Origin of the sequence: Mesorhizobium terrae (genome assembly GCF_008727715.1) — a bacterium.
GTDB classification, from domain to species: domain Bacteria; phylum Pseudomonadota; class Alphaproteobacteria; order Rhizobiales; family Rhizobiaceae; genus Mesorhizobium; species Mesorhizobium terrae.
In genome coordinates, this window is the sequence record NZ_CP044218.1 from 4,880,864 (window position 1) to 4,900,927 (window position 20,064).

At 64.1% G+C, this 20,064-nt stretch carries 19 protein-coding genes; 7 read left to right on the forward strand and 12 right to left on the reverse strand.

From position 1 onward, the window contains the following. Positions 1-46: 46 nt before the first annotated feature. Positions 47-856 carry a MipA/OmpV family protein gene (locus FZF13_RS24595; protein WP_024927174.1) on the reverse strand — a complete coding sequence of 270 codons (810 nt, stop codon included), beginning with the start codon at positions 854-856 and terminating at the stop codon, positions 47-49. Between the two features lie 171 nt (positions 857-1,027). Here FZF13_RS24595 and FZF13_RS24600 point away from each other — a divergent pair, with 171 nt between their 5' ends. Then, positions 1,028-1,606 (forward strand): HdeD family acid-resistance protein, encoded by a 579-nt coding sequence (locus tag FZF13_RS24600; protein WP_036255415.1) that lies wholly within the window; start codon positions 1,028-1,030, stop codon positions 1,604-1,606. Here the strand turns inward: FZF13_RS24600 and FZF13_RS24605 are convergent. Both FZF13_RS24605 and FZF13_RS24610 read right to left on the reverse strand, forming a co-directional pair. After that, positions 1,596-2,579, reverse strand: coding sequence for a bifunctional riboflavin kinase/FAD synthetase (locus tag FZF13_RS24605; protein WP_024927176.1), 984 nt, complete (start codon positions 2,577-2,579; stop codon positions 1,596-1,598). The genes FZF13_RS24600 and FZF13_RS24605 overlap by 11 nt on opposite strands. Before the next feature lie 9 nt (positions 2,580-2,588). Next, the gene (locus tag FZF13_RS24610; RefSeq protein WP_024927177.1) at positions 2,589-3,449 is read right to left on the reverse strand and encodes a TIGR01459 family HAD-type hydrolase; all 861 of its coding nucleotides are present in this window, start codon (positions 3,447-3,449) and stop codon (positions 2,589-2,591) included. A gap of 206 nt (positions 3,450-3,655) precedes the next feature. Between FZF13_RS24610 and FZF13_RS24615 the strand changes: the two genes are divergently transcribed. Continuing rightward, a complete protein-coding gene (locus FZF13_RS24615; protein ID WP_210270955.1) occupies positions 3,656-4,312 on the forward strand; it encodes a LysE family translocator in 657 nt (218 codons plus the stop codon). 19 nt (positions 4,313-4,331) lie between these two features. Here the strand turns inward: FZF13_RS24615 and FZF13_RS24620 are convergent, their stop codons facing one another. Continuing rightward, on the reverse strand, positions 4,332-5,150 hold the full coding sequence (locus FZF13_RS24620; RefSeq protein WP_024927179.1) for a DUF2189 domain-containing protein: 819 nt from the start codon (positions 5,148-5,150) through the stop codon (positions 4,332-4,334). A gap of 183 nt (positions 5,151-5,333) precedes the next feature. Here FZF13_RS24620 and FZF13_RS24625 point away from each other — a divergent pair, with 183 nt between their 5' ends. Beyond that, positions 5,334-5,855 carry a CAP domain-containing protein gene (locus tag FZF13_RS24625; RefSeq protein ID WP_024927180.1) on the forward strand — a complete coding sequence of 174 codons (522 nt, stop codon included), beginning with the start codon at positions 5,334-5,336 and terminating at the stop codon, positions 5,853-5,855. 167 nt (positions 5,856-6,022) lie between these two features. Here the strand turns inward: FZF13_RS24625 and FZF13_RS24630 are convergent, their stop codons facing one another. The 7 genes from FZF13_RS24630 to FZF13_RS24660 all read right to left on the reverse strand — a co-directional run bounded on the left by FZF13_RS24630 (position 6,023) and on the right by FZF13_RS24660 (position 14,680). After that, positions 6,023-7,558: a DHA2 family efflux MFS transporter permease subunit gene (locus tag FZF13_RS24630; protein WP_024925259.1), complete on the reverse strand. Its 1,536-nt coding sequence runs from the start codon at positions 7,556-7,558 to the stop codon at positions 6,023-6,025. Positions 7,559-7,818: 260 nt separating this feature from the next. Beyond that, the gene (locus tag FZF13_RS24635) at positions 7,819-8,997 is read right to left on the reverse strand and encodes an HlyD family secretion protein (protein WP_024925258.1); all 1,179 of its coding nucleotides are present in this window, start codon (positions 8,995-8,997) and stop codon (positions 7,819-7,821) included. Further along, a complete protein-coding gene (locus tag FZF13_RS24640) occupies positions 8,994-9,488 on the reverse strand; it encodes a MarR family winged helix-turn-helix transcriptional regulator (protein ID WP_024925257.1) in 495 nt (164 codons plus the stop codon). The genes FZF13_RS24635 and FZF13_RS24640 overlap by 4 nt, the downstream gene beginning before the upstream one ends. Before the next feature lie 496 nt (positions 9,489-9,984). Beyond that, entirely contained in the window at positions 9,985-10,920 is a 936-nt protein-coding gene (locus FZF13_RS24645; protein WP_024924894.1) for a bifunctional helix-turn-helix transcriptional regulator/GNAT family N-acetyltransferase, read from the reverse strand. Between the two features lie 138 nt (positions 10,921-11,058). Then, positions 11,059-12,207 (reverse strand): alanine racemase, encoded by a 1,149-nt coding sequence (locus FZF13_RS24650; protein ID WP_024924893.1) that lies wholly within the window; start codon positions 12,205-12,207, stop codon positions 11,059-11,061. Further along, on the reverse strand, positions 12,207-13,484 hold the full coding sequence (locus FZF13_RS24655) for a D-arabinono-1,4-lactone oxidase (RefSeq protein ID WP_024924892.1): 1,278 nt from the start codon (positions 13,482-13,484) through the stop codon (positions 12,207-12,209). Before FZF13_RS24655 ends, FZF13_RS24650 begins: the two co-directional genes overlap by 1 nt. A 14-nt stretch (positions 13,485-13,498) precedes the next feature. Continuing rightward, on the reverse strand, positions 13,499-14,680 hold the full coding sequence (locus FZF13_RS24660; RefSeq protein WP_024924891.1) for an MFS transporter: 1,182 nt from the start codon (positions 14,678-14,680) through the stop codon (positions 13,499-13,501). Between the two features lie 159 nt (positions 14,681-14,839). Between FZF13_RS24660 and FZF13_RS24665 the strand changes: the two genes are divergently transcribed. Continuing rightward, complete coding sequence (locus FZF13_RS24665) at positions 14,840-15,475, forward strand: TetR/AcrR family transcriptional regulator (RefSeq protein WP_024924890.1); 636 nt, start codon at positions 14,840-14,842, stop codon at positions 15,473-15,475. A gap of 65 nt (positions 15,476-15,540) precedes the next feature. Here FZF13_RS24665 and FZF13_RS24670 read toward each other — a convergent pair whose 3' ends face one another. Next, entirely contained in the window at positions 15,541-16,737 is a 1,197-nt protein-coding gene (locus FZF13_RS24670) for a TCR/Tet family MFS transporter (RefSeq protein ID WP_024924889.1), read from the reverse strand. A 182-nt stretch (positions 16,738-16,919) separates the two neighbouring features. Between FZF13_RS24670 and FZF13_RS24675 the strand changes: the two genes are divergently transcribed. From FZF13_RS24675 to groL, 3 genes are all read left to right on the forward strand, one after another. Next, positions 16,920-17,558 carry a TetR/AcrR family transcriptional regulator gene (locus FZF13_RS24675; RefSeq protein WP_024924888.1) on the forward strand — a complete coding sequence of 213 codons (639 nt, stop codon included), beginning with the start codon at positions 16,920-16,922 and terminating at the stop codon, positions 17,556-17,558. Between the two features lie 229 nt (positions 17,559-17,787). Beyond that, positions 17,788-18,084 carry a co-chaperone GroES gene (groES, locus tag FZF13_RS24680; RefSeq protein WP_024924887.1) on the forward strand — a complete coding sequence of 99 codons (297 nt, stop codon included), beginning with the start codon at positions 17,788-17,790 and terminating at the stop codon, positions 18,082-18,084. Positions 18,085-18,144: 60 nt separating this feature from the next. Continuing rightward, positions 18,145-19,797, forward strand: a complete 1,653-nt coding sequence (groL, locus tag FZF13_RS24685) for a chaperonin GroEL (RefSeq protein ID WP_024924886.1) — start codon at positions 18,145-18,147, stop codon at positions 19,795-19,797. Positions 19,798-20,064 lie beyond the last annotated feature (267 nt).

Here is a 20,064-nt window from a genome sequence, read left to right on the forward strand (position 1 = left end):
TAGCCGATAAGGCGGCAGGAATAAAGCGCCTCGCCGCCGCATTCGGCTACATCTTGAAATCGAAGCGGTAGCTGGTCGAGATGCCGATGGTGAACTGGTCCTTCGAACCGTTCTGCTTGACCAGGCTGGACGAAGCAGCCGGACCGGTCAGACGGCTGTATTCGCCGAACAGGCTCGCGGTGATCGGGTCGCTGACTTTCCACGTGACGGCGCCGCCGACACCCACCGATTTGACGCCGCCGCCCGGATGATATTCGGCAAGGCCGGTGGTCGCCGCTTCGGCGGCGTTGACGCCGTAATAGGCGTCGAAATAGCGCGACGAGGCCAGCGACATGCGTGGACCGCCGGAGATGCGGACTTCCGGCGTGACGTCATAGAAGGCGTCGGCCGCGAAATCGGCGACGACACCGTGATGGGCGCGGACGCCCTGGCGCACCTCGCCGCGCACGCGCACCCAGTCCACGGGATAGAATTCGGCGAAACCGCCGAGCTCGCCACCCCATGGCACCGGGTCCAGCCCTTCCAGGCCCTGCGTGTCGCTGCTGCGGCGCAACAGCAGCTTGCCGTTCAGGCCGGCGCGGAAATTGCCGGTGTCGTAGAGGCCCAGCGAGATATTGTCGTTGCGCGAGGAAAAGCGGGTGTCGTTGCCAGCCTTGCCCAGCGAAATGATCGGCTCGGCGCCGAGCAGGTATTTCTTGCCGCCTTCGAAATTCGGCGCGACCAGGCCGGTGACGCCGACCTCCAGATACCAGTCGCCGTGAATCCAGTCGAAAAAGCCGTCCCCGGCGCGGGCGCCGGACGGGGCAGCAACGACAAGAGCAGCCAGTGCCGCCGGGAGGAACCTTGCAGGACTCATTACAACACCATGCACAACTCACCGTTGCGTTGTCTATGACGGCCGTTTGGTAAAATTTGACTTAAATCCGCGATTTCCAAACAAATTCCGTTTCGGCGCCATCACTGGACGCCATATTGGCACGGCGTTATCGTCCGCCCTGTGACAGGCACAACCTTGGAGAGGATGGCCATGACCCTGCCAACGGACGAATTGAAGAATGTAATCGGGCAAGCCCGTTCCAAATGGGGATGGTTCGTTGCCCTTGGCGTTTTGATGTTGATCCTGGGCGGCATCGCCTTCGGCAATCTGTTCATCGCCACGGTCGTGTCGGTCTATTTCGTCGGATGGCTGATGCTGATCGCCGGCGCCATCGAGATCGTGCATGCCTTCGGCGTCAAGACCTGGGGACGGTTCTTCTACTGGCTGCTCAACGGCCTGCTTTATGCGGTGGCCGGCTTCTTCGCCTTCTACAATCCGCTGCTGGCCTCGGCGGTACTCACCCTGCTTTTGGCTATCGCGCTGGTGGCGTCGGGCCTGATCCGCACCACCGTCGGCTTCCAGCACCGCGCCGAAAAGGGTTCAGGCTGGATCATTGCCGCCGGCATCATCACCGTGCTGGCGGGCCTGATCATCGCGCTGCGCTGGCCGGTCAACAGCCTGTGGGTGCTCGGCCTGTTCCTGGCGATCGACCTGATCTTCCAGGGCTGGACCTACATCGCTTTCGGTCTGGGCTTGAGGGCCAGCGCGCCCGCGGACGCTAAAAAGTGATCTTCCCGTCGAGGGCGGAAAGTGGCCGCACGCCGGCCAGCACCGCCCTCGCCTCCGCCTCGTCGCGCTTCATCTGGGCGACCAGCGGGTCAAGCCCCTCGAACTTCACCTCGCCGCGCAGATAGGCGAAGAACGATACCTCGCAGACCTCGCCGTAAAGGCTGTCGGAGAAGTCGAAGAGAAACGTCTCGAGCAGCGGCGCACCGTTGTCGTCCACCGTCGGGCGCCGCCCGAAACTGGCAACGCCATCGTGCAAGGTGCCGTCCTGGCGCCGGAAGCGGACGGCGTAAATGCCTTCCTTCAGCGTGGTTTGCGGCGAAAGCCTCATATTGGCGGTGGGGAAACCCAGCGTGCGGCCGAGCTGCTGGCCGCCGATGATCTCGCTTTCGACCGTGAAACGATAGCCCAACAGGCCTGCCGCTTCGGCCGGCTCGCCCTCGGTGAGCAGCGCCCTGATGCGGCTGGAGGAGACGACGTCCGTGCCCTCGTCGCAAAAAGCCTCGACCTGGGCGACGCCAAAACCGTGGCGCCTGCCAGCTTCCGCCAGATAGGCCGGGCCGCCCTGGCGGTCCTTGCCGAAATGGAAGTCGAAACCGGTGACCGCGCAGGAAATGCCGAGGTTCTTTTCCAGGATATCGGTGATGAAGGATTCCGCCGACCGCTCGGAAAATTCGCGGGTGAATTCCTGCTCGATAACGGCGTCGAAGCCGAAATAGGACAGGAGCCTCGCCTTCACCGGCGGCGGGGTGAGCACGAACAGCGGCACGTCCGGCCTGAAAACGGTGCGGGGATGCGGTTCGAAGGTCAGCACCAGCGCCGGGACGCCGCGCCGATGCGCCTCGTCCAATGCCCGCTGCAACACGGCCTGATGGCCGCGATGTACGCCGTCGAAATTGCCGATCGCCACCACGCCGCCGCGCAGACGGGACGGCAGCACCGTGTCGCCGGAAATGCGTTCGAACGGCTTGTCCATGCCGCTCCCTTATTTCAGCCGCGGCATGACGGCAACGGGCCGGTAGCCGTGCTTTTCGAGGAAAGCCGCCAACCGCGCCGGATCGGGCCGCAACGGGTCGCCATAGTCGCGGGCATGAATGCCGCCGGAAATATAGAGCACGTCGAAGCCGTTGTCGGCGCCGCCCTTGACGTCGGTCATCATGCCGTCGCCGATGGCCAGCGCCTGGTTGCGCGTCAGGTCACGGCCGAGAGCCTCGCAAGCCGCCTTCATCGCCGCCGCATAGATCGGCGCATGCGGCTTGCCGGCGATCAGCGTGCGGCCGCCGAGCTGGGCGTAGTCGCGGGCAAGCGCGCCGGCGCACCAGATCAGCCTGTCGCCGCGCTCGACGATGATATCGGGATTGGCGCAGATGAACGGCAGGTTGCGCGCCCGCAGCCGCGCCAGCATCTCGGCATAGTCTTCCGGCGTTTCGGCCTCGTCGTCGAACAGGCCAGTGCAGACCACGGCCTGCGCCTCGAATTCCTCGACCAGTTCGACATCGAGCCCGTCATAGATGGTGACGTCGCGGTCCGGCCCGAGGTGGAATACCTTGCGCGGGCCTTCGGCGATCAGATCGCGCGTCACGTCGCCGGACGTCACCACGCGGTCGAACGCGTCGTCGGGCACGCCGATCACCCGCAACTGGGCGATCACGTCGGCGTTTCGACGCGGCGAATTGGTGATGAGCACCACCGCCAGCCCGGCCTTGCGAGCCTGCGCAAGGGCTGCGGCCGCAGCCGGAAAATGCGTCTCGCCATTGTGGACCACGCCCCAGACGTCGCACAAGAGCGTGTCATAGCGGCCGGAGACGGCAGTCAGCGTATCGATCGTTTCAAGCAGATCCGTCATGGCATCCCAGAAAAACAGGCCGCGTTCGAGTGCTACCGGCCATGCCGGGACGGCCCCGGATTAGCCGAAGCCCGGGCGGCTGTCACCAGCTTTTGCCGTGACGGGCGATGGGCCAAAAGGCGAAGCCCGATCTGGCGCAATCAGCCGACGGGTCATGATCTTGCGGGTTGCGCGGCAAAGATGCAGTTTCGCGCCAGCGCGCTTGGATGCGCCACATCTGGGGGACTGCCGTGCCCGATACCGCCAATCACATCGCCTTCGCCCTGATCTGCCTCGGCATGGTGCTGACGCCAGGCCCGAACATGATCTACCTGATCTCGCGCTCGCTCTCGCAAGGACCGAAAGCCGGGCTGATCTCGCTCGGCGGCGTTGCCGTCGGCTTCCTGTTCTATGTGCTGTGCGCGGCCTTCGGCATCACGGCGCTGCTGCTTGCCGTGCCCTATGCCTATGACGTGCTGCGGTTCGGCGGCGCGCTCTACCTGCTCTACCTCGCCTGGCAGGCGCTGCGCCCCGGCGGGCGCTCGCCCTTCCAGGTGAAGGAGCTGCCGCGCGACCGGCCGCGCAAGCTGTTTATGATGGGGTTGATGACCAATCTGCTCAATCCGAAGGTCGCAGTGCTCTATCTGTCGCTGCTGCCGCAGTTCATCGAGCCCGAAAAGGGCCACGTGCTGTCGCAGCTTCTGGTGCTGGGCGTAACGCAGATCACCATCAGCCTGAGCGTCAACGCCGTCATCGCGGTCACGGCGGGTTCCATAGCGGTGTTCCTGGCCGGGCGACCGCTATGGATGCTGATCCAGCGTTGGCTGATGGGAACCGTGCTGGCGGCGCTGGCCGTGCGGATGGCGACCGAAAGCCAGCGCTGATCAAGGTAACCCGACAGGCCTACATCGGCCGCCGGTCGGCCTTGCCTTCCGGTACCACCACCTTGCGGTAGAGGTGCCAGGTGGCGTGGCCGAGGATCGGCATGACGATGGCAAGGCCGGCAAACAGCGGGATCGAGCCGATCACCAGTAACACCGCCACGATCAGACCCCAGGCCAGCATCGGCACGGGGTTCATGGCGACGGCGCGCACCGAAGTCTCGATCGCCGACACCACGCCGACGTCACGATCAAGCAGCAGCGGGAAGGCGATGACGGTCGTTGCCAGCACGATCAGCGCAAAGACAAAACCGGTCAAATTGCCGAGGAGGATGAGCCGCCAGCCCTGGTTGGTGGTGAACAGGTCCCGAACGAAGGTTCCAAGCGCTGCCGGAGGCTGGTCGCCAAAGGACGATGCATAGATCGATTGCGCCGTGAACAGCCACAAGAGGAAGAACGCCATCAGCATGATGCCGATGACGGCGATGGACGGCAGCGCCGGCGAATGGCGCACATCGAGCGCACGCTTCCAGGACGTGTCCATGCCGCGCTCGCGCCGCCGCGACATCTCGTAAAGACCAATGGCTGCAAAGGGGCCGACGAGTGCAAAACCGGTCATCAGCGGGTAGACCAGCTGGATGGCGTTGGAGCCCGACGTCCACTCCGTCAGGATCAGCCCGACGATCGGATAGATCAGCCCGAGGAAGACGTAGTGCGAAGGTTTCGCCCAAAAATCCTCGGCACCGCGCTTCAGGGCGTCGAACAGGTCTGAAATGGAAATCCGGCGCACCGTCGGCAACTCAAGTCCGTGCGCCCCTGCCATGACATGAAAACCGGCCATTACCATCCTCCTGTCGGGTTGGAGAGCGGTCACCGCCGAGGGTCGAAACCCTTGATGGCCGCCCGTGGCTGCCACTGTCTGAACGTCTCACCATAACAGCTTCGTCCACGACTGTCGTCCGGGCGGCATCACAGTTTCTTGAGACGCCTGCCAAAAGCCATTTTCGCGGGTATGGAAGAGACGATGACACTTTCAGATTCGACCGCCCGATCGCCCACCCCGCTCCTCTCGATGGACCGGCGCGCCCTGCTGAGGTTTGGCGGCTTCGGCGCGCTCGCCTTGCTCGCCGGCTGCGGCACGATGCGCCCGACCGGCGAAAGTGGCGGCTCCTCGGCGGCGGCAAGCGGCATCGTTTCCGGCATCCGCTCGGGTGCCGGCCTGACGGCGCTCAGCCCCGACGCGCAGCTTGAACAGGCCGCGCTGCAGCAAGCGCGCTATATGGCCAGCGCGGGGCGAATGGAGCACACGACCGGCTGGGGCAAGGATTTCGCCGCGCGCGTCTCCGACAACGGCATCAAGGGCGCGGCCGCCGAAAACATCGCCCAAGGCCGCATGGACCTGACGCGCCTGTTCGACATGTGGATGAACTCGCCGCCGCATCGCCGCAACATGCTCGATCCGCGTTTCACGCGCTTCGGCCTCGCCTATGTCGGCGATGCGTCACGGCCTGGTTGGCGGTATTGGGCGTTGGTTTTGGGGAAGTAGGGCAGTCGGCAGTCGGCAGTCGGCAGTCGGCAGTCGGCAGTCGGCAGTCGGCAGTCGGCAGTCGGCAGTCGGCAGTCGGCAGTCGGAAAATAATGGCTGATTTCGACCATGCCTAGCCAATTTCTCACCAGTAAGTTCCGACTGCCGACTGCCGACTGCCGATTGCCTCAATCCATATGCACCGCCGGCGCGGCCGCGCCGCCTGCAGACTTCTTCGGCGATTTGAGCAGGAAGATGAGCGGAATGGCGCTGAGCGTCACCAGCATCATCAGTTTGAAGTCGGAGACGTAAGAAACCATCTGGGCCTGGATGTTGACGAGACCGTCCACCTGCGACAGCGCGGTGCGGTCGCCCATCGCCGCCGACGGGTTAGCGATCCATAGGTTCGGGTTGAACGGGTTGATGAAGGCCGACAGCTCCGAGTGGTTGATCTGCGTGTTCTGCGTCAGCATCACCGCAAAGGCCGAGATGCCGATGGAGGAACCGATGTTGCGCACCAGCGTGAACAGCGCCGTCGCATCCGGCAGACCCGAGGGGTTTAGCGTCGAGAAGGCCATCGTTGAAATCGGCACGAAGACCAGCCCTAGTCCCAGACCCTGCACGATGCCGGACGACACGATCGGCCAGGCATCCATCTGCGGCGTGAAACCGGCCATCATGTTGAACGAATAGGCTGTGAGCAGCATGCCGACGAAGATCAGCTTCCTCGGATCGACGATGCGCATCAGGCGTCCGACCGCCAGCATCGAGATCATCGTGCCGACACCGCGCGGCGCCATCACCATGCCCGTCGTCACCGTGGGATAGCCGAAGATCGCCGAGAGCATGGGCGGCATCAGCGCCATGCCGGCCAGGAGAATGACGCCGATGATGAAGATGAACACCAGCGCCGCCGCGAAATTGCGGTCGAGGAAGATCTTGGCGTCGATGAACGGGCGGTCGGCGGACATGGTGTGCACAACAAAGACCCAGATGCCGATGACGGCGAGGCCGGTCTCGATCCAGATCTCGGTCGAGGAGAACCAGTCGGCATCGGCACCGCGGTCGAGCATCAATTGCAGCGCGCCGACGCCCAGCGACAGCATGGCGAAGCCGAAGAAGTCGAAGCCGCGGATGCGCTTGGGGATGCTGGGCAGGAAGGCGGCCATGCCGAGGAAGGCGACGATGCCGACCGGCAGGTTGATCAGGAACACCCAGCGCCAGTTGTAGCTGTCGGTCAGCCAGCCGCCCAGCGTCGGCCCGACCACGGGCCCGACCATGATGCCGGCGCCCCAGATCGCCATGGCCTGACCCCGGCGTTCCTTGGGATTGATGTCCATCAGGAAAAGCTGCGACAGCGGCACGATCGATGCGCCGAACACGCCCTGCATGAGGCGGAACAGCACCATCGTTTCCAGGCTCCAGGCGAGCCCGCACAAAAGCGAAAAGAAGACGAAGCCGACGACCGAGCCCAGGAACAGCTCCTTGCGGCCGAACTTGTCGGACAGCCAGCCGGTCATCGGCGTGACGATGGCGGCCGCGACGATGTAGGACGTCAGCACCCAGTTGATGGTGTCAGGCGACGCGCCGAGGTCGCCCGACATCGACGGCAGCGCGACATTGGCAATGGTGGTGTCCAGCACCTGCATCACCGTCGCCGCCATGATCGCCACGGTGGCCAGCCCACGGTTCGGGACTTCGCGATAACCTTGATCTGCACTCATGGCAATTTCGATCCAGTCCGGAGCGGTCGGCGCCTGAAGGGCTTTCCGGGCGGCAAGGCAACCTCGTCAGGGGATTGCCAGCCATTTTGGGGGTTTAACGGCCAGCGCCTGCTTTCGCGCGCCTGCCGCCCGGAAACTCTTGGTGGTGCCGGCGGTCGAGGGATCGGGACGCATAAGCGTCACCACAATCACACGCCGCGCCGGCCCGCCGGCAAACCGATCCTCCTCGTCAAACTGTGGTGCGGCTCGCTTAAGCCGCTTTACTTGGCCTCACCGGCGAAGGCGTGGCCAAACAGGCTGCCGAAACCGCGCGATGCGCCGGTGTCGACGGTGACGGAGGCACTCATGCCGGCACGCAGAGCCAGCTTGGCGTCGCTGTCGTCCAGTTGCAGGCGCACAGGGATGCGCTGCGTGACCTTGACCCAGTTGCCGGTGGCGTTCTGGGCCGGAAGCAGCGAGAACTGCGCGCCGGTGCCGGCGCCGATTGCCTGCACGGTGGCCTTGAAGGTCTTGTCCGGATAGGTGTCGAGCACGATGTCGGCCTTCTGGCCGGGCTTCAAGCGGGTGAGCTGGGTTTCCTTGAAGTTCGCGTCGACCCAGGTGTCGCCGGTCTCGACCAGCGCAAACAGCGGCGTGCCGACGCCCACATACTGGCCGACCTTGAAGGACGCAGCCTTGTAGACGACGCCGTCGTCAGGCGCGCGCACCGTCGCCTGGGTCAGGTCGAAAGCGGCCTTGTCGCGGGCGGCGAGTGCCGCCAACACGGTCGGGTGCTTGTCGGTGGCGATGTCGGGATTGCCGTCCAGCGCGGCCTTGGCACTGTCGATGCCCTGCTGGGCGACGGAAAGCTGCTGCTTGGCCTTGTCCAGATCGTTGCGGGTCTGGTCGAGCGTCGACTGCGGGTTGATGCCCTTCTTCACCAGATCGGCGGCGCGGTCATATTGCGACTGGGCGTAGTCGACCTCGCTGGAGGCGGACCTGGCCTGCGCCTGTGCCTGGTTGTAAGCGGCGCGCAGCTGCTCGACGCCGAGGCGTGCATTGGCAACCGCAGCATCAGCCTGGGCCAGCGCGATCCGGTACGGCTCGGGATCGACGGCGAACAGCACGTCGCCCTTCCTGACGCCCATATTGTCGGCGACGTTCACCTGAACGATGCGGCCGGGAACATTGGCCGCGATCGACAGCGTCGCCTGCTGCAGATTGGCGTTTTCGGTCTCTTCGTAGCGACCGCCGGTCACCCAGTAGTAGCCGCCGGCGGCGACGAGCACGAGCGGCACCGACACCATCAGGATGAAGCGCAGGCCGCGCGACTTCTTCTTCTGCGGCACGGGCGCCGGCTCGATCGGCGGCGCAGCGATCACCGGCTGCGCCGGCGGCGCGGGCTGCTCGATCTCGAGCTTGGTCACTTCACTCTCGTCGATCTTGGACACGGCGTTCATTGGTCTGCACTCTCTAACGTCTTGGCTTCAGTGCCATTGTCAGCGTCTTGGGAGGACGTGATGGTGGTGTTGAGGTTCTCGATGACCTTCTCGAGCCCCTGCATGATTGTCTGCTGATCGGCCTTCGATATTCCAGCGAATGCCTCTTCGGTGACCGTGCCGACGAAACTCTTCACGTAGAGGAAGGCTTCGCGGCCCTGTTCGGTGAGGAACAGCGCGCGCACGCGGCGGTCATTGGCATCGGCCCGGCGTTCGACCCAGCCGCCCTGCTCCATGCGGTCGAGCATGCGGGAAACGCTGATCGGCTCGATTTCCAGATATTCAGCGAGGCGGGCCTGCGTCGTGCCTTCTTCCTTGGCCACCCAGAACAGCAACCGCCATTGAGCGGCGGAAAGATGCGTGTTGATCGCCATCTGTTCCAAACGCTTGCGCAAAAGCCGGCCCACCGTGTGGACCAGGAAGCCGATCGTATGTTCCGTGTTCGAAGACATAAGCATGACATATAATAAGCATGCTTACTATTCAAGCCGATCACGAAAAACGTGAACTGGCAAATCTGCATGACAGCCATGCGCTGGCGCGGGAGCGTCCTGACAAGGGAACATGCGGTCGCAGCATGAGAAAAGGGCCGAACCTGGAGGTTCGACCCTGACAACGAACTCCAGATGGATGGGCTTGGGCGCAGCCAGCTAAGGTCCGTCATTCCCGACCTCGTGAGGGAGTGAAGCGACCGGAGAGTGTCGGGAATCCATGCCAGAACATCTCAACTATAGAGCCTTCCACGATAGGAGGTCGAAGAGCGCGGTGTTCTTTCAGTAGCTGCACCGTTTTCACAGCATATCGGTCACGGCATGGATTCCCGACACTCTCCGCTCCCTGCGGTCGCTGACGAGGTCGGGAATGACGGACGAGAGGCGTCTCGCCGTGCCCTCAGTGCCAATAGGCATGCCCTCAGTGCCAATAAGCCGTGCGCCTGCCCTTACGCGCCTACAGCGTCAGCTCCCAGGTCTGCCCGACCAGATCCTTGCCGAAGGATGTGTGGCGTTCTTCCTTGACCAGCTTGAAGCCGGCGGCCTGATAGATGCGCCGCGCCGCGATGAGAATATCGTTGGTCCATAAGGTCAGCGTCTTGTAGCCGCGGGACCGGGCAAAGGCGATGCATTCGTCGGTCAACCGCTTGCCGATGCCGAGGCCGCGTGCCGACGGCTCGACGTAAAGAAGCCTGAGCTTCGCCACCTCGTCGGACTGATGCACCACGAAGACCGAGCCGACCACCTCGCCGTCGCGCTCCGCCACCCAGGAGCGTTCCGTCTTCGGATCGTAGGACTTCACGAAGGCGGCGAGGATTTCGGCGACAAGCGCCTCGTAGGTTTCGTCCCAGCCATATTCCTGCGCGTAGAGCATACCCTGCCGGCGCGTGATCCAGCCGAGGTCGCCGGTCTGCAGCGGCCGCAATATGTAGGGCACCTTCGGTTCGCCGCCGCCGCCCAGCACGCGCATGATCGTCGCCATCGCCGTCACCAGCGTCTGTCGCCGTTCCGGCGGCAGGCGCTCGAGCAAGGCGCCGATTTCCTTGTTCGAGGCGCTATCCAATTCGGCGAAGGCGCTCCTACCGGCCTCGGTCAGCGCGATGGCCGATTGCCGGGCGTCGTCGGCCTGCGCCTCGCGCAGCACCAGCCCGCGCTCCTCGAATTTCTTCAGCATGCGGCTGAGGTAGCCGGCGTCGAGACCAAGCTCGCGGCCGAGTTCGGCGGCTGTCTGGCCGTTTCGCTGCGCAAGATCGAACAGCACCCGCGCCTCGGTGAGCGAGAACGGGCTTTTCAGCAGCACTTCCTCCAGCAGGCCGATCTGGCGCGTGTAGAAGCGGTTGAAGGCCCGCATGCAGTCGATCTGGTCTTGGCTCGGGTTCGAAAGGGCAAGCATGGCAACCTCGGTGGAGTCTAGCATCACAGGACGGCGCCAACGATATTGTTGACTCAGTCAAATATATGATTGTCGGAAACAACAATCAAGCGATGACGTTCGGCGTCGAGATCTATTGCAAAGGAGCGGGGATGTTCATCAGCCCAACGGCAGCGCCGGCCAGTGCTCGATCACCCGCCCCTCGGAAAAGACTGCGATGGTTCCGAACTGCTGCAGCACGAACTCGGACTGGGTTGGGCGCAGGTAGAAAAAATCGTCCGGCTGGATCGTCGCGCCGTCCGGCAGCGCCATGAACTGCTGGTTGGAGGAAAGGCCGAGCATGGCGTTTTCGGCAGCGCCCTCGGGAAACACCGGCTTTGCCATCCACTTGCCGCCATAGATGTAGCAACCGCGGCGCGGGAAGCGGCCAAGCGCCTGCAAGGCGCGGCCGACGAAGGCCGGGCCGGGCAATTCGGCGTCGACCACTTTCAGAACCGGTGTGGCGATGAAGGCGGCTGGCTGGAAGCCGGCAAGGCTAGGTGTGTCGAAATCGGTCGGCAGCATGAAGGCGGAGCCGACCGACACCTCGTTGGCCAGCGTGTCAGTGCGGTGCAGCAGCGCCGTCTTGGAGCCGCCGATGTTGAGGATCTGCCTCTCGTTCGGCGCCAGACAGGCGACGAAGGCCTGGAACGCGGCGACCGATTTCGTTAGCGCCTGTTCGGGGCCGCCGAACAGGTTTGGAATATGCGGCGCGTGCGCCTCGTAACCCATGATGCCTTCGCAGTGGAGCAGGGGATGCGCGCGCAAGCGCTGCAACGCCCGCGACAGCGCCGCCGGCTCGGAAAAACCGCCGCGATGCAGGCCGATATCGACCTCGAAGGCGATGCGCAGGTCTGAGCCCAGCGCTTCCGCCATGGCCATGTATTGTTCAAGCCGTGCTTCGGTATCGACCAGCCAGCAGACGCGGCTCCAGTCATCGTCGCGAAGCGACAGCGCTTGCCGTGCCGCCTCCACCGGCATCGGCTTGCCGAGCAACAAATCCGCCGTCGGGAAAGCCTTCAGCACCGCCTCGGTGATCGGCAGGTGAAAGGTCATGAAGCGCTCGGCGCCGAGGGCGCTGGCGATGCGTGACAGCAATGGCAGGCAGGCCAGCGACTTGTCGACCAACCGCAGTGCAAGGCCCGGCGCCAGCCTCTGCCGGGTCAGAGCGATGTTGGCGTCCAGCCGGTCGCGGTCGAGCACCAGGCAGGGCTTGAAAAGCCCGGCCTCGCGCAATGCCGCTGTCATGCTCGAAAAATACGCTTCCATCACGCTAGCCCGAACAGGCTCGCCAGATAGGGCGAGACGAAGCGGCCTTGCGGGTCGATGTCGCGGCGAACCTCCATCGCGTCCTTCCAACGCGGATAGAGCGCGGCGAAATCCCTCGCGGTCAGGCTGTGCATCTTGCCCCAATGCGGCCGCCCGCCATATTTGCGGAAGATCGGCTCGGCCGCGCGCATGAAGGGCAACGGGTTGCTGGCGGCATCGTGGTGGATGGCGATCGAGCAGGTCGGCCGCTTGTAGAAGGGGCTGAGCCAGAACTCGTCGGCGGCGACGGACCGCACCTCCATCGGAAAATAGACTTCCGGAAAGCGCTTTTCGGTCAGCTCGATGATCTCGGCCAGCGCCTTCGGCCCCTCCTCGAAGGGCAGATGATATTCCATCTCGTTGAAACGAGTGCGGCGGTCGCTGGCGTAGACGTTCAGCCAATCCTGCACGTAGTCCTCGGCCGGCAGCCTGGCCATCACCGAGCGGATGATGAGGCCGCGCAGCCATGGCGCCCAGGCGAGCACCGTGCGCAGCTTGCGCAGTGTCGCCAGCCCCTCCTCATCCTCCTCCGGCGGCCTTGGGCTGACCGGTTTGTCGGACAGGTCGCTGGCGATGAACTGCGCATGGCCGGAGAACGGGACATAGTAGAATTCGGCCGAACGGTGCGCGCCCATCATCGGCTGGAACTGCGCCAACATATCCTTGATCGGCAGCACCCATTTGCGCCGGTGCAGGCGATAAGTGGCGACGTTCTTCAGCGTCACCTCGGTCAAGATGCCGAAGGCGCCCAAAGCCACACCGGTGGCGTGGATCAGGTCGCGATCCTTCGCCAGCGTCAGTTCGCGCACCGCGCCCTGCCCGTCGACGAACTGCATCGCTTCAAGCTGGGTGTGATAGGCACCGAGCGTGCGGCCCGAACCATGCGTGGCGGTGCCGAGCGCGCCGCCAATCGCCTGCCGGTCGATGTCGCCCATATTGGGCAGGCCCTGGCCGATCTCCTGCAACAGCTTCATCAACGGGCCAAGCCGGGTGCCGGCGCGGATGCGCGCCAGGCTGGCGGCGGGATCGTGCGAGACCAGCCCTTCGAACTTCTCCAGCGACAGCAAGGTGCCGTCGGTTGCGGCCAGCGGCGTGAAGGAATGCCCTGCCCCGACGACACGCAGCGGCCCGAGCGCCGTCTTCACCGCCTCGACGATGCCACCGAGATTGTCTGGGCTCAAAATCTGCTGCGGCGAGGCCGCGACAAAGCCCGACCAGTTCGTCCAACTGTTGGTCATGATGGCCCCCGGTTTCAGGCGACGACGCGGCGGCGCGACAGGGCGACGAACAGGCCAAGCAGCGCCACCGAAGCGACGACGCTGGCGGCGGCGAATTGCGGCACGCCGCGGAAATCCCCTTCCCTGATCAGCAGCGAGGCGGCGACCGGCCCGAACGCCAGGCCGAACAATTGCGCTGCCGGCACCAGGAGCGCAGTCGTGCGTGTCTCGTCCGCGGTGATCGCCAGCCTGATCTGGTAGGGAACGACGAAGAGCAGGATGAAGCCCATCGCCAGAGCGGCGATCCAGAAAGTGGTGAGTGCCGGCCCGCCGGCCAGCACCAGGCAGGCGATCACGGCAACGATGCCGACACCGGTTATGGCGAGGCGATAGTCGATGCGCGCCTCGAACACGGTGGCCGTCATGGCGCCAAGGATCTGAGCGGCGAGGCTCGCCGAAACGATCAGTCCGACCGTGCGGCCGTCGATGCCATATTGCGCGCCGAGCGGCTCGAGAAACGCCCAGACCGAACCGAAGAACATGAAGTAACAGAAGATCGACAGCAGCGCGGTGATCGCGCCGGGCGTCAGCACATTGGCAAAATGCTCTTCCTTGGGCAGGTCCGCATAGTCGTCCGCCACGTTGCGGGCGACGGCGAGCGAAAGCAGGCAAACGACCGCCAGCGTGACGAAACCGCCGCCGGCGCCATAGGCGGGAATGACGACGAGTGCGAGCAGCAGCGCCAGAACGCATTGCGCCAGCGTCTGCAGCGAGACGAAATAGCCGCCGATGCGCTCGGCGCGGCGCGATCGCGCGATCAATTCGGTTGCGACGGCGACAAGGCCACCCTCGGCGAAGCCGGCGACAGCGCGGGCGGCGATCAGCATGTTGGCGCCCGCCGCATAGGCGGTCCACAGATTGGCCAGCGCCAAAAGCAGCAGAAGGACCGCACTTTTCCAGCGCATGTTGCGCGCCGAAAGCGCCATTGCCACCGTGGCCGAGCCGAGGCCGATGGTGATCAGCTCGGCGGTGGCGACCAGCGCCAGTTCATCGCCGGTGACATGGCCTTGCGTGAAAAGAGCACCGAGCAGCACCGGCTGCAGGCCGAGGATGAGCAGGCCGACGGAACCGATCCAGAGCGCCGCGGCAAGCTGCCCGCGCGTTGGATTGCCGACCAGCCAGTCCCCTTGCGAATGCGCGGAATTCTTCGAGTCCACAGGCGCCTCCCAACGTCCGTTGCCTCATTCTGTCGTCGCGCATCGTGCTTTCAGGCGGATGCGTCAAAAGCTGATAATCAATCAGTATCTTGAAAACTGATACTTTATCATCTTTGTTGTCAATGCGAATTCGCCAAGCAGGATGTGGACAGCCGGCATATGAAACAGGCCAAGCGTGCAGAGACCGGTTCTCAGCTCAGGCGACGCCCCAAGCAGGAGCGCAGCCGCGAGCGCATCGACGCGATCCTGGCGACCGCCATGCGGCTGATCGGCGAAAAGGGCATCGACGCCGTCACCATGAAAGAGGTCGGCGCGCTGGCCGGCGGGCCGATCGCCACGGTCTACCACTACTTCCCCAACAAGTCGGCGATCCTGGCCACGCTCTACGAGCGCTTCTCGGAGGTGACGCGGGCGCGGCAACAGGAGATCGTCGCCGGCATCGATGGGCTGGAGAGCATGATCGCGGCTTCCGACCGCATGCTCGACGACTATTTCGAGCGCGTCGCCGGCGATCCCGCCATCCAGGACCTGCAGAACGCCATCCAGGCCGACAAGGCGCTGAAGAACCTCGACATCGCCGAGACGCATCACCAGGCCAGCGTTTTCTGCGATCAGATCATCCGGCTGTTGAAACCCGAACGGCAGGACGAGTTCCGGCGCATGGTGTTCCTGTTCTTCCAACTCGCCGGCGGTGTGGTGCGGCTGGCGCTGACGCAGGACAAGGCCGAGGGACAACGCATGCTCGACGACTACAAATCGATCATCCACTGCCAGTTGCGCGGGTTTTTCGACTAGGTTCGGCTGGCGAAACACAGTTGCCTCCGCGCGACCGGCCACCGGTTTGCGTCTTCCTCCGAAAGCTATGCGTGCGCGGGCTGCACCGGACAAGCTGAACGGGTGCCAAGAAAAACCAGCGGGACCGCGATTGCATAGATGACGACCGCCGACAGCCAGATGGCCCCGGGCCAGGTCTTCTGGACCGCGAAATAGAGCGTGGAGAATGCCAGCGGGCTGATGACGGAGCCCAGGCTGACGGCCGAGGCCAGCACGCCTTGCAATTGGCCCTGGCTCGCCGGGTCGACCTGCCGGGTGGCCAGTGCCTGAAACGCCGGCGCGCCGATGCCGCCGAGGGCGAAGACCGGCATGATGGCGAACACGATCCAGCCCTGTCCCGCGAAGGCCATGGCAACAAGGGCGATGCACGTGCAGGCGATGCCGACGACGACGGCCCAGCGCTCGCCGAGCAGTCTGGTTGCCGGGCCGGGCAAGAATGCCTGCGCCAACGTCTGGCAGATACCGAATGCGCCCAGCGACAGGCCGATCCAGAGGCCGTTCCAGCCGAACGTATCGCTCCCCCACAGCGCCCAGCAGGTGCCGTAGGCTTCTCCCGTCGCGCTCAGGATGAAAAACACCGCGACGATGGGCGCAAGCCCGGTCATCGCGAAGACGCCGCGTAGCGGCTTGAGCGGGTTGAGCGCGGCGAGATCGATCCTGGCACGGGTCGGCGTGCGCGACTCCGGCAGAACGAACAGTGCCAGCAGAAGATTGCAGGCGTTCAGCACGGCGGCGGCGATGAACGGCAGTCGCAGCCAATGGTCGCCAAGCAAACCGCCGAGAACCGGCCCGACGATGAAGCCGATGCCGAACATGGCGTTGAACAGGCCGAAGCGGCGGGCTCGCTCGTCCTCCGGCGAAATATCGGTGATGTAGGCCATGGCCACGGAGACATTGGCGCTGGTCAGGCCGGCGATGGCGCGGCCCAAAAGCAACATCCAGAGATGCGGCGCGAAGGCCATGATGAGATAGTCTATTGCCGCACCGCCGAGCGACATGAGCAGCACGGGGCGCCGGCCCAGCGTGTCGCTCAGAGCGCCGAGCACCGGCGCGAAGATGAACTGCATGAGCGCATAGAGCGCGGTCATGATGCCGATATAGGGTGCGATGTCCTGGCTGTGCGTCACCTCCTCGAGAAGGCGCGGTAGAATGGGGAAGATGAGGCCTATGCCGATGGCGTCGAGGACGATCGCGGCAAAGATAACGGTAAGGGATCTGTTCATGACTGGTCTCAGGGGAGCGGACCGACGGGTCCCGCGTGCTGGAGGCTGTGAGGGTTTGGGATGACGGCCACGGGTCCGGCGGGCCAACCGCCGCAATAGCGACTTGCCAGCCAAGTCGGCGTTTCATATACTGGATATAAATATGTACTCAGTATACTTTCAATTATGCCGACTGGAGTTTCATGTCAACCCCAACCGACCTTCGATCCCGCAAGCGCCTCGCCACGCGACGCGCCATCTCGCTCGTTGCCGACCGTCTCTTTTGGGAACGGGGCTTTGACAATGTGACAGTGGACGAGATCGCGGCGGCGGCCGATGTCGGGCGGATGACTGTGTTCAACCACTTCCCGCGCAAGGAAGACATGTTCTTCGATCGCGACGAAGAGGGCCGCGAGACCGTCCGCGAAGCCTTGCGACAGCGCGATCCGGGTGTTTCGCCGATCGAGACGCTGCGCCGGCTCGCGCACCAGCTGATCGCCGACGGGGCTCCATATGTGGAGTTTTCCGCCAGGAGCCAGCGCTTCATAGAGACGGTCGAAGGCAGCGAAACCCTCAAGGCGCGGGCCAGGGCGATCCGCGACGAGCTCGAACATGTCGTGGCGGCGGCGCTGTCCGAATGTACCGGACAGGAGGCGACCGATGCCGGTGCCCGCCTGGCAGCCGCCCTGCTCCTGGCGACGTGGACCGTGGCTTTCCTCGAAGCCCACCGCACCTTTCGACTAAGGCAAGACACGGAGGAAGCGAAAGCCGCCTTCCTCACCGTTGTCGACAAGGGAGCCGCCGGCCTGAAGGCGGCGATGGCCGGCACGCCCTACGCCTGAGCAATCATTCGCGGCGGCGGCCGGATGCAGGAGATTATCGATCCAACGCCGGCCTCGGCAGCGAAACGCGGATTTCGTGCGGCCAGATGCCGCGCCGCTTCTTGACTCTCCCCTGGGGCAGGATTATTTCAGCGCCACGTTAGCACTCACTCAAGGCGAGTGCTAACCGAAGGTCCGGCTAGACCGGACGGAGGAAATTCTTTCTCACCTTTCGCACCGAGGAAATCAAATGGCAAAGTCGAAGTTCCGCCCGCTTCATGACCGCGTGGTCGTTCGCCGGGTTGAATCCGAAGAAAAGACGGCTGGCGGGATCATCATCCCCGACACCGCCAAGGAAAAGCCGCAGGAAGGCGAAGTCATCGCCGTCGGCTCCGGCGCCCGCGACGAGGCTGGCAAGCTGGTCCCGCTGGATGTCAAGTCTGGCGACCGCGTCCTGTTCGGTAAGTGGTCGGGCACCGAAGTGAAGCTCAATGGCGAAGACCTTCTGATCATGAAGGAATCCGACATCATGGGCATCATCGGCTGATCGGCCGGCTCATCCGCACCATCCAATCTTGATTTCGGGCGCAACGCCCAGGAGTAAAAAATGGCTGCTAAAGACGTAAAATTCTCCCGTGATGCCCGCGAGCGCATGCTGCGCGGCGTCAACATCCTCGCCGACGCGGTGAAGGTGACGCTGGGCCCGAAGGGCCGTAACGTCGTCATCGACAAGTCGTTCGGCGCCCCGCGCATCACCAAGGACGGCGTCACCGTCGCCAAGGAAATCGAACTGGAAGACAAGTTCGAGAACATGGGCGCGCAGCTGGTCCGCGAAGTTGCTTCGAAGACCAACGACATCGCCGGCGACGGCACCACGACCGCGACGGTTCTCGCCCAGGCGATCGTCCAGGAAGGCCACAAGTCGGTTGCCGCCGGCATGAACCCGATGGATCTGAAGCGCGGCATCGATCTGGCCGTTGCTGAAGTCGTCGCTCATCTCGGCAAGGCCGCCAAGAAGATCAAGTCGTCGGACGAAGTCGCCCAGGTTGGCACCATCTCGGCCAATGGCGACGAGTCGGTCGGCAAGATGATCGCGGAAGCGATGCAGAAGGTCGGCAACGAAGGCGTCATCACGGTTGAAGAAGCCAAGACCGCCGAGACCGAGCTGGAAGTCGTCGAAGGCATGCAGTTCGACCGCGGCTACCTGTCGCCCTACTTCATCACCAACCCGGACAAGATGATCGCCGAGCTCGAGGATGCCTACATCCTCCTGCACGAGAAGAAGCTGTCCAACCTGCAGGCGATGCTGCCGGTCCTCGAGGCCGTCGTGCAGACCTCCAAGCCGCTCCTCATCATCTCGGAAGACGTCGAAGGCGAGGCTCTGGCCACGCTGGTCGTCAACAAGCTGCGTGGTGGCCTGAAGATCGCCGCCGTCAAGGCTCCGGGCTTCGGCGACCGCCGCAAGGCCATGCTGGAAGACATCGCCATCCTCACCGGTGGCCAGGTCATCTCGGAAGACCTCGGCATCAAGCTAGAAAGCGTGACGCTGGCCATGCTCGGCCGGGCCAAGAAGGTCCGCATCGAGAAGGAAAACACCACCATCGTCGACGGCGCCGGCAAGAAGGCCGAGATCCAGGGCCGCGTTGCCCAGATCAAGCAGCAGATCGAAGAGACCACTTCGGACTACGACCGCGAGAAGCTCCAGGAGCGTCTGGCGAAGCTGGCTGGCGGCGTTGCCGTCATCCGCGTCGGCGGTGCGACCGAGATCGAAGTCAAGGAAAAGAAGGACCGCGTTGACGACGCGCTGAACGCAACCCGCGCTGCCGTCGAAGAAGGCATCGTGGCTGGCGGCGGCGTTGCCCTGCTGCGCGCCACCCAGGCGATCAAGGCTGCCGGCGTCAACGCCGACCAGGCCGCCGGCATCGCCATCGTCCGTCGCGCTCTGCAGGCTCCGGCCCGCCAGATCGCCTCGAACGCAGGTGCTGAAGCCTCGATCGTCGCGGGCAAGATCCTCGACAACAAGGGCGCGACCTACGGCTACAACGCCCAGACCGGCGAATATGGCGACATGATCGCCATGGGTATCGTCGACCCGGTCAAGGTCGTGCGCACGGCTCTCCAGGACGCTGCTTCGGTTGCCGGCCTGCTGGTCACCACCGAGGCCATGATCGCCGAAGCCCCGAAGAAGGACACCGCCGGCGGCATGCCGGGCGGTATGCCTGGCGGCGGCATGGGCGGCATGGGCGGCATGGACTTCTAAGAAGTCCATAAAGCTCGCCCATGAGCTTATGATGCTCAAGCCCGCAAGCGGGCTTGAGTGGCGGCATGGACTTCTAAGAAGTCCGGCCAACCGGCTGAACTGTTTGGGAAAAGGGCGGCAGCGATGCCGCCCTTTTTTCGTATTCTGCGGCTGAGAGGCTTAGGATGCCTTGGCGAACGGGCCAGGTTGAAAAAATTGACTCTGGCGCGGCGGTGAGGCCTGCCGTTGGATAGATTTTTAACGAAATCCCTCTACGGCTTCACATCT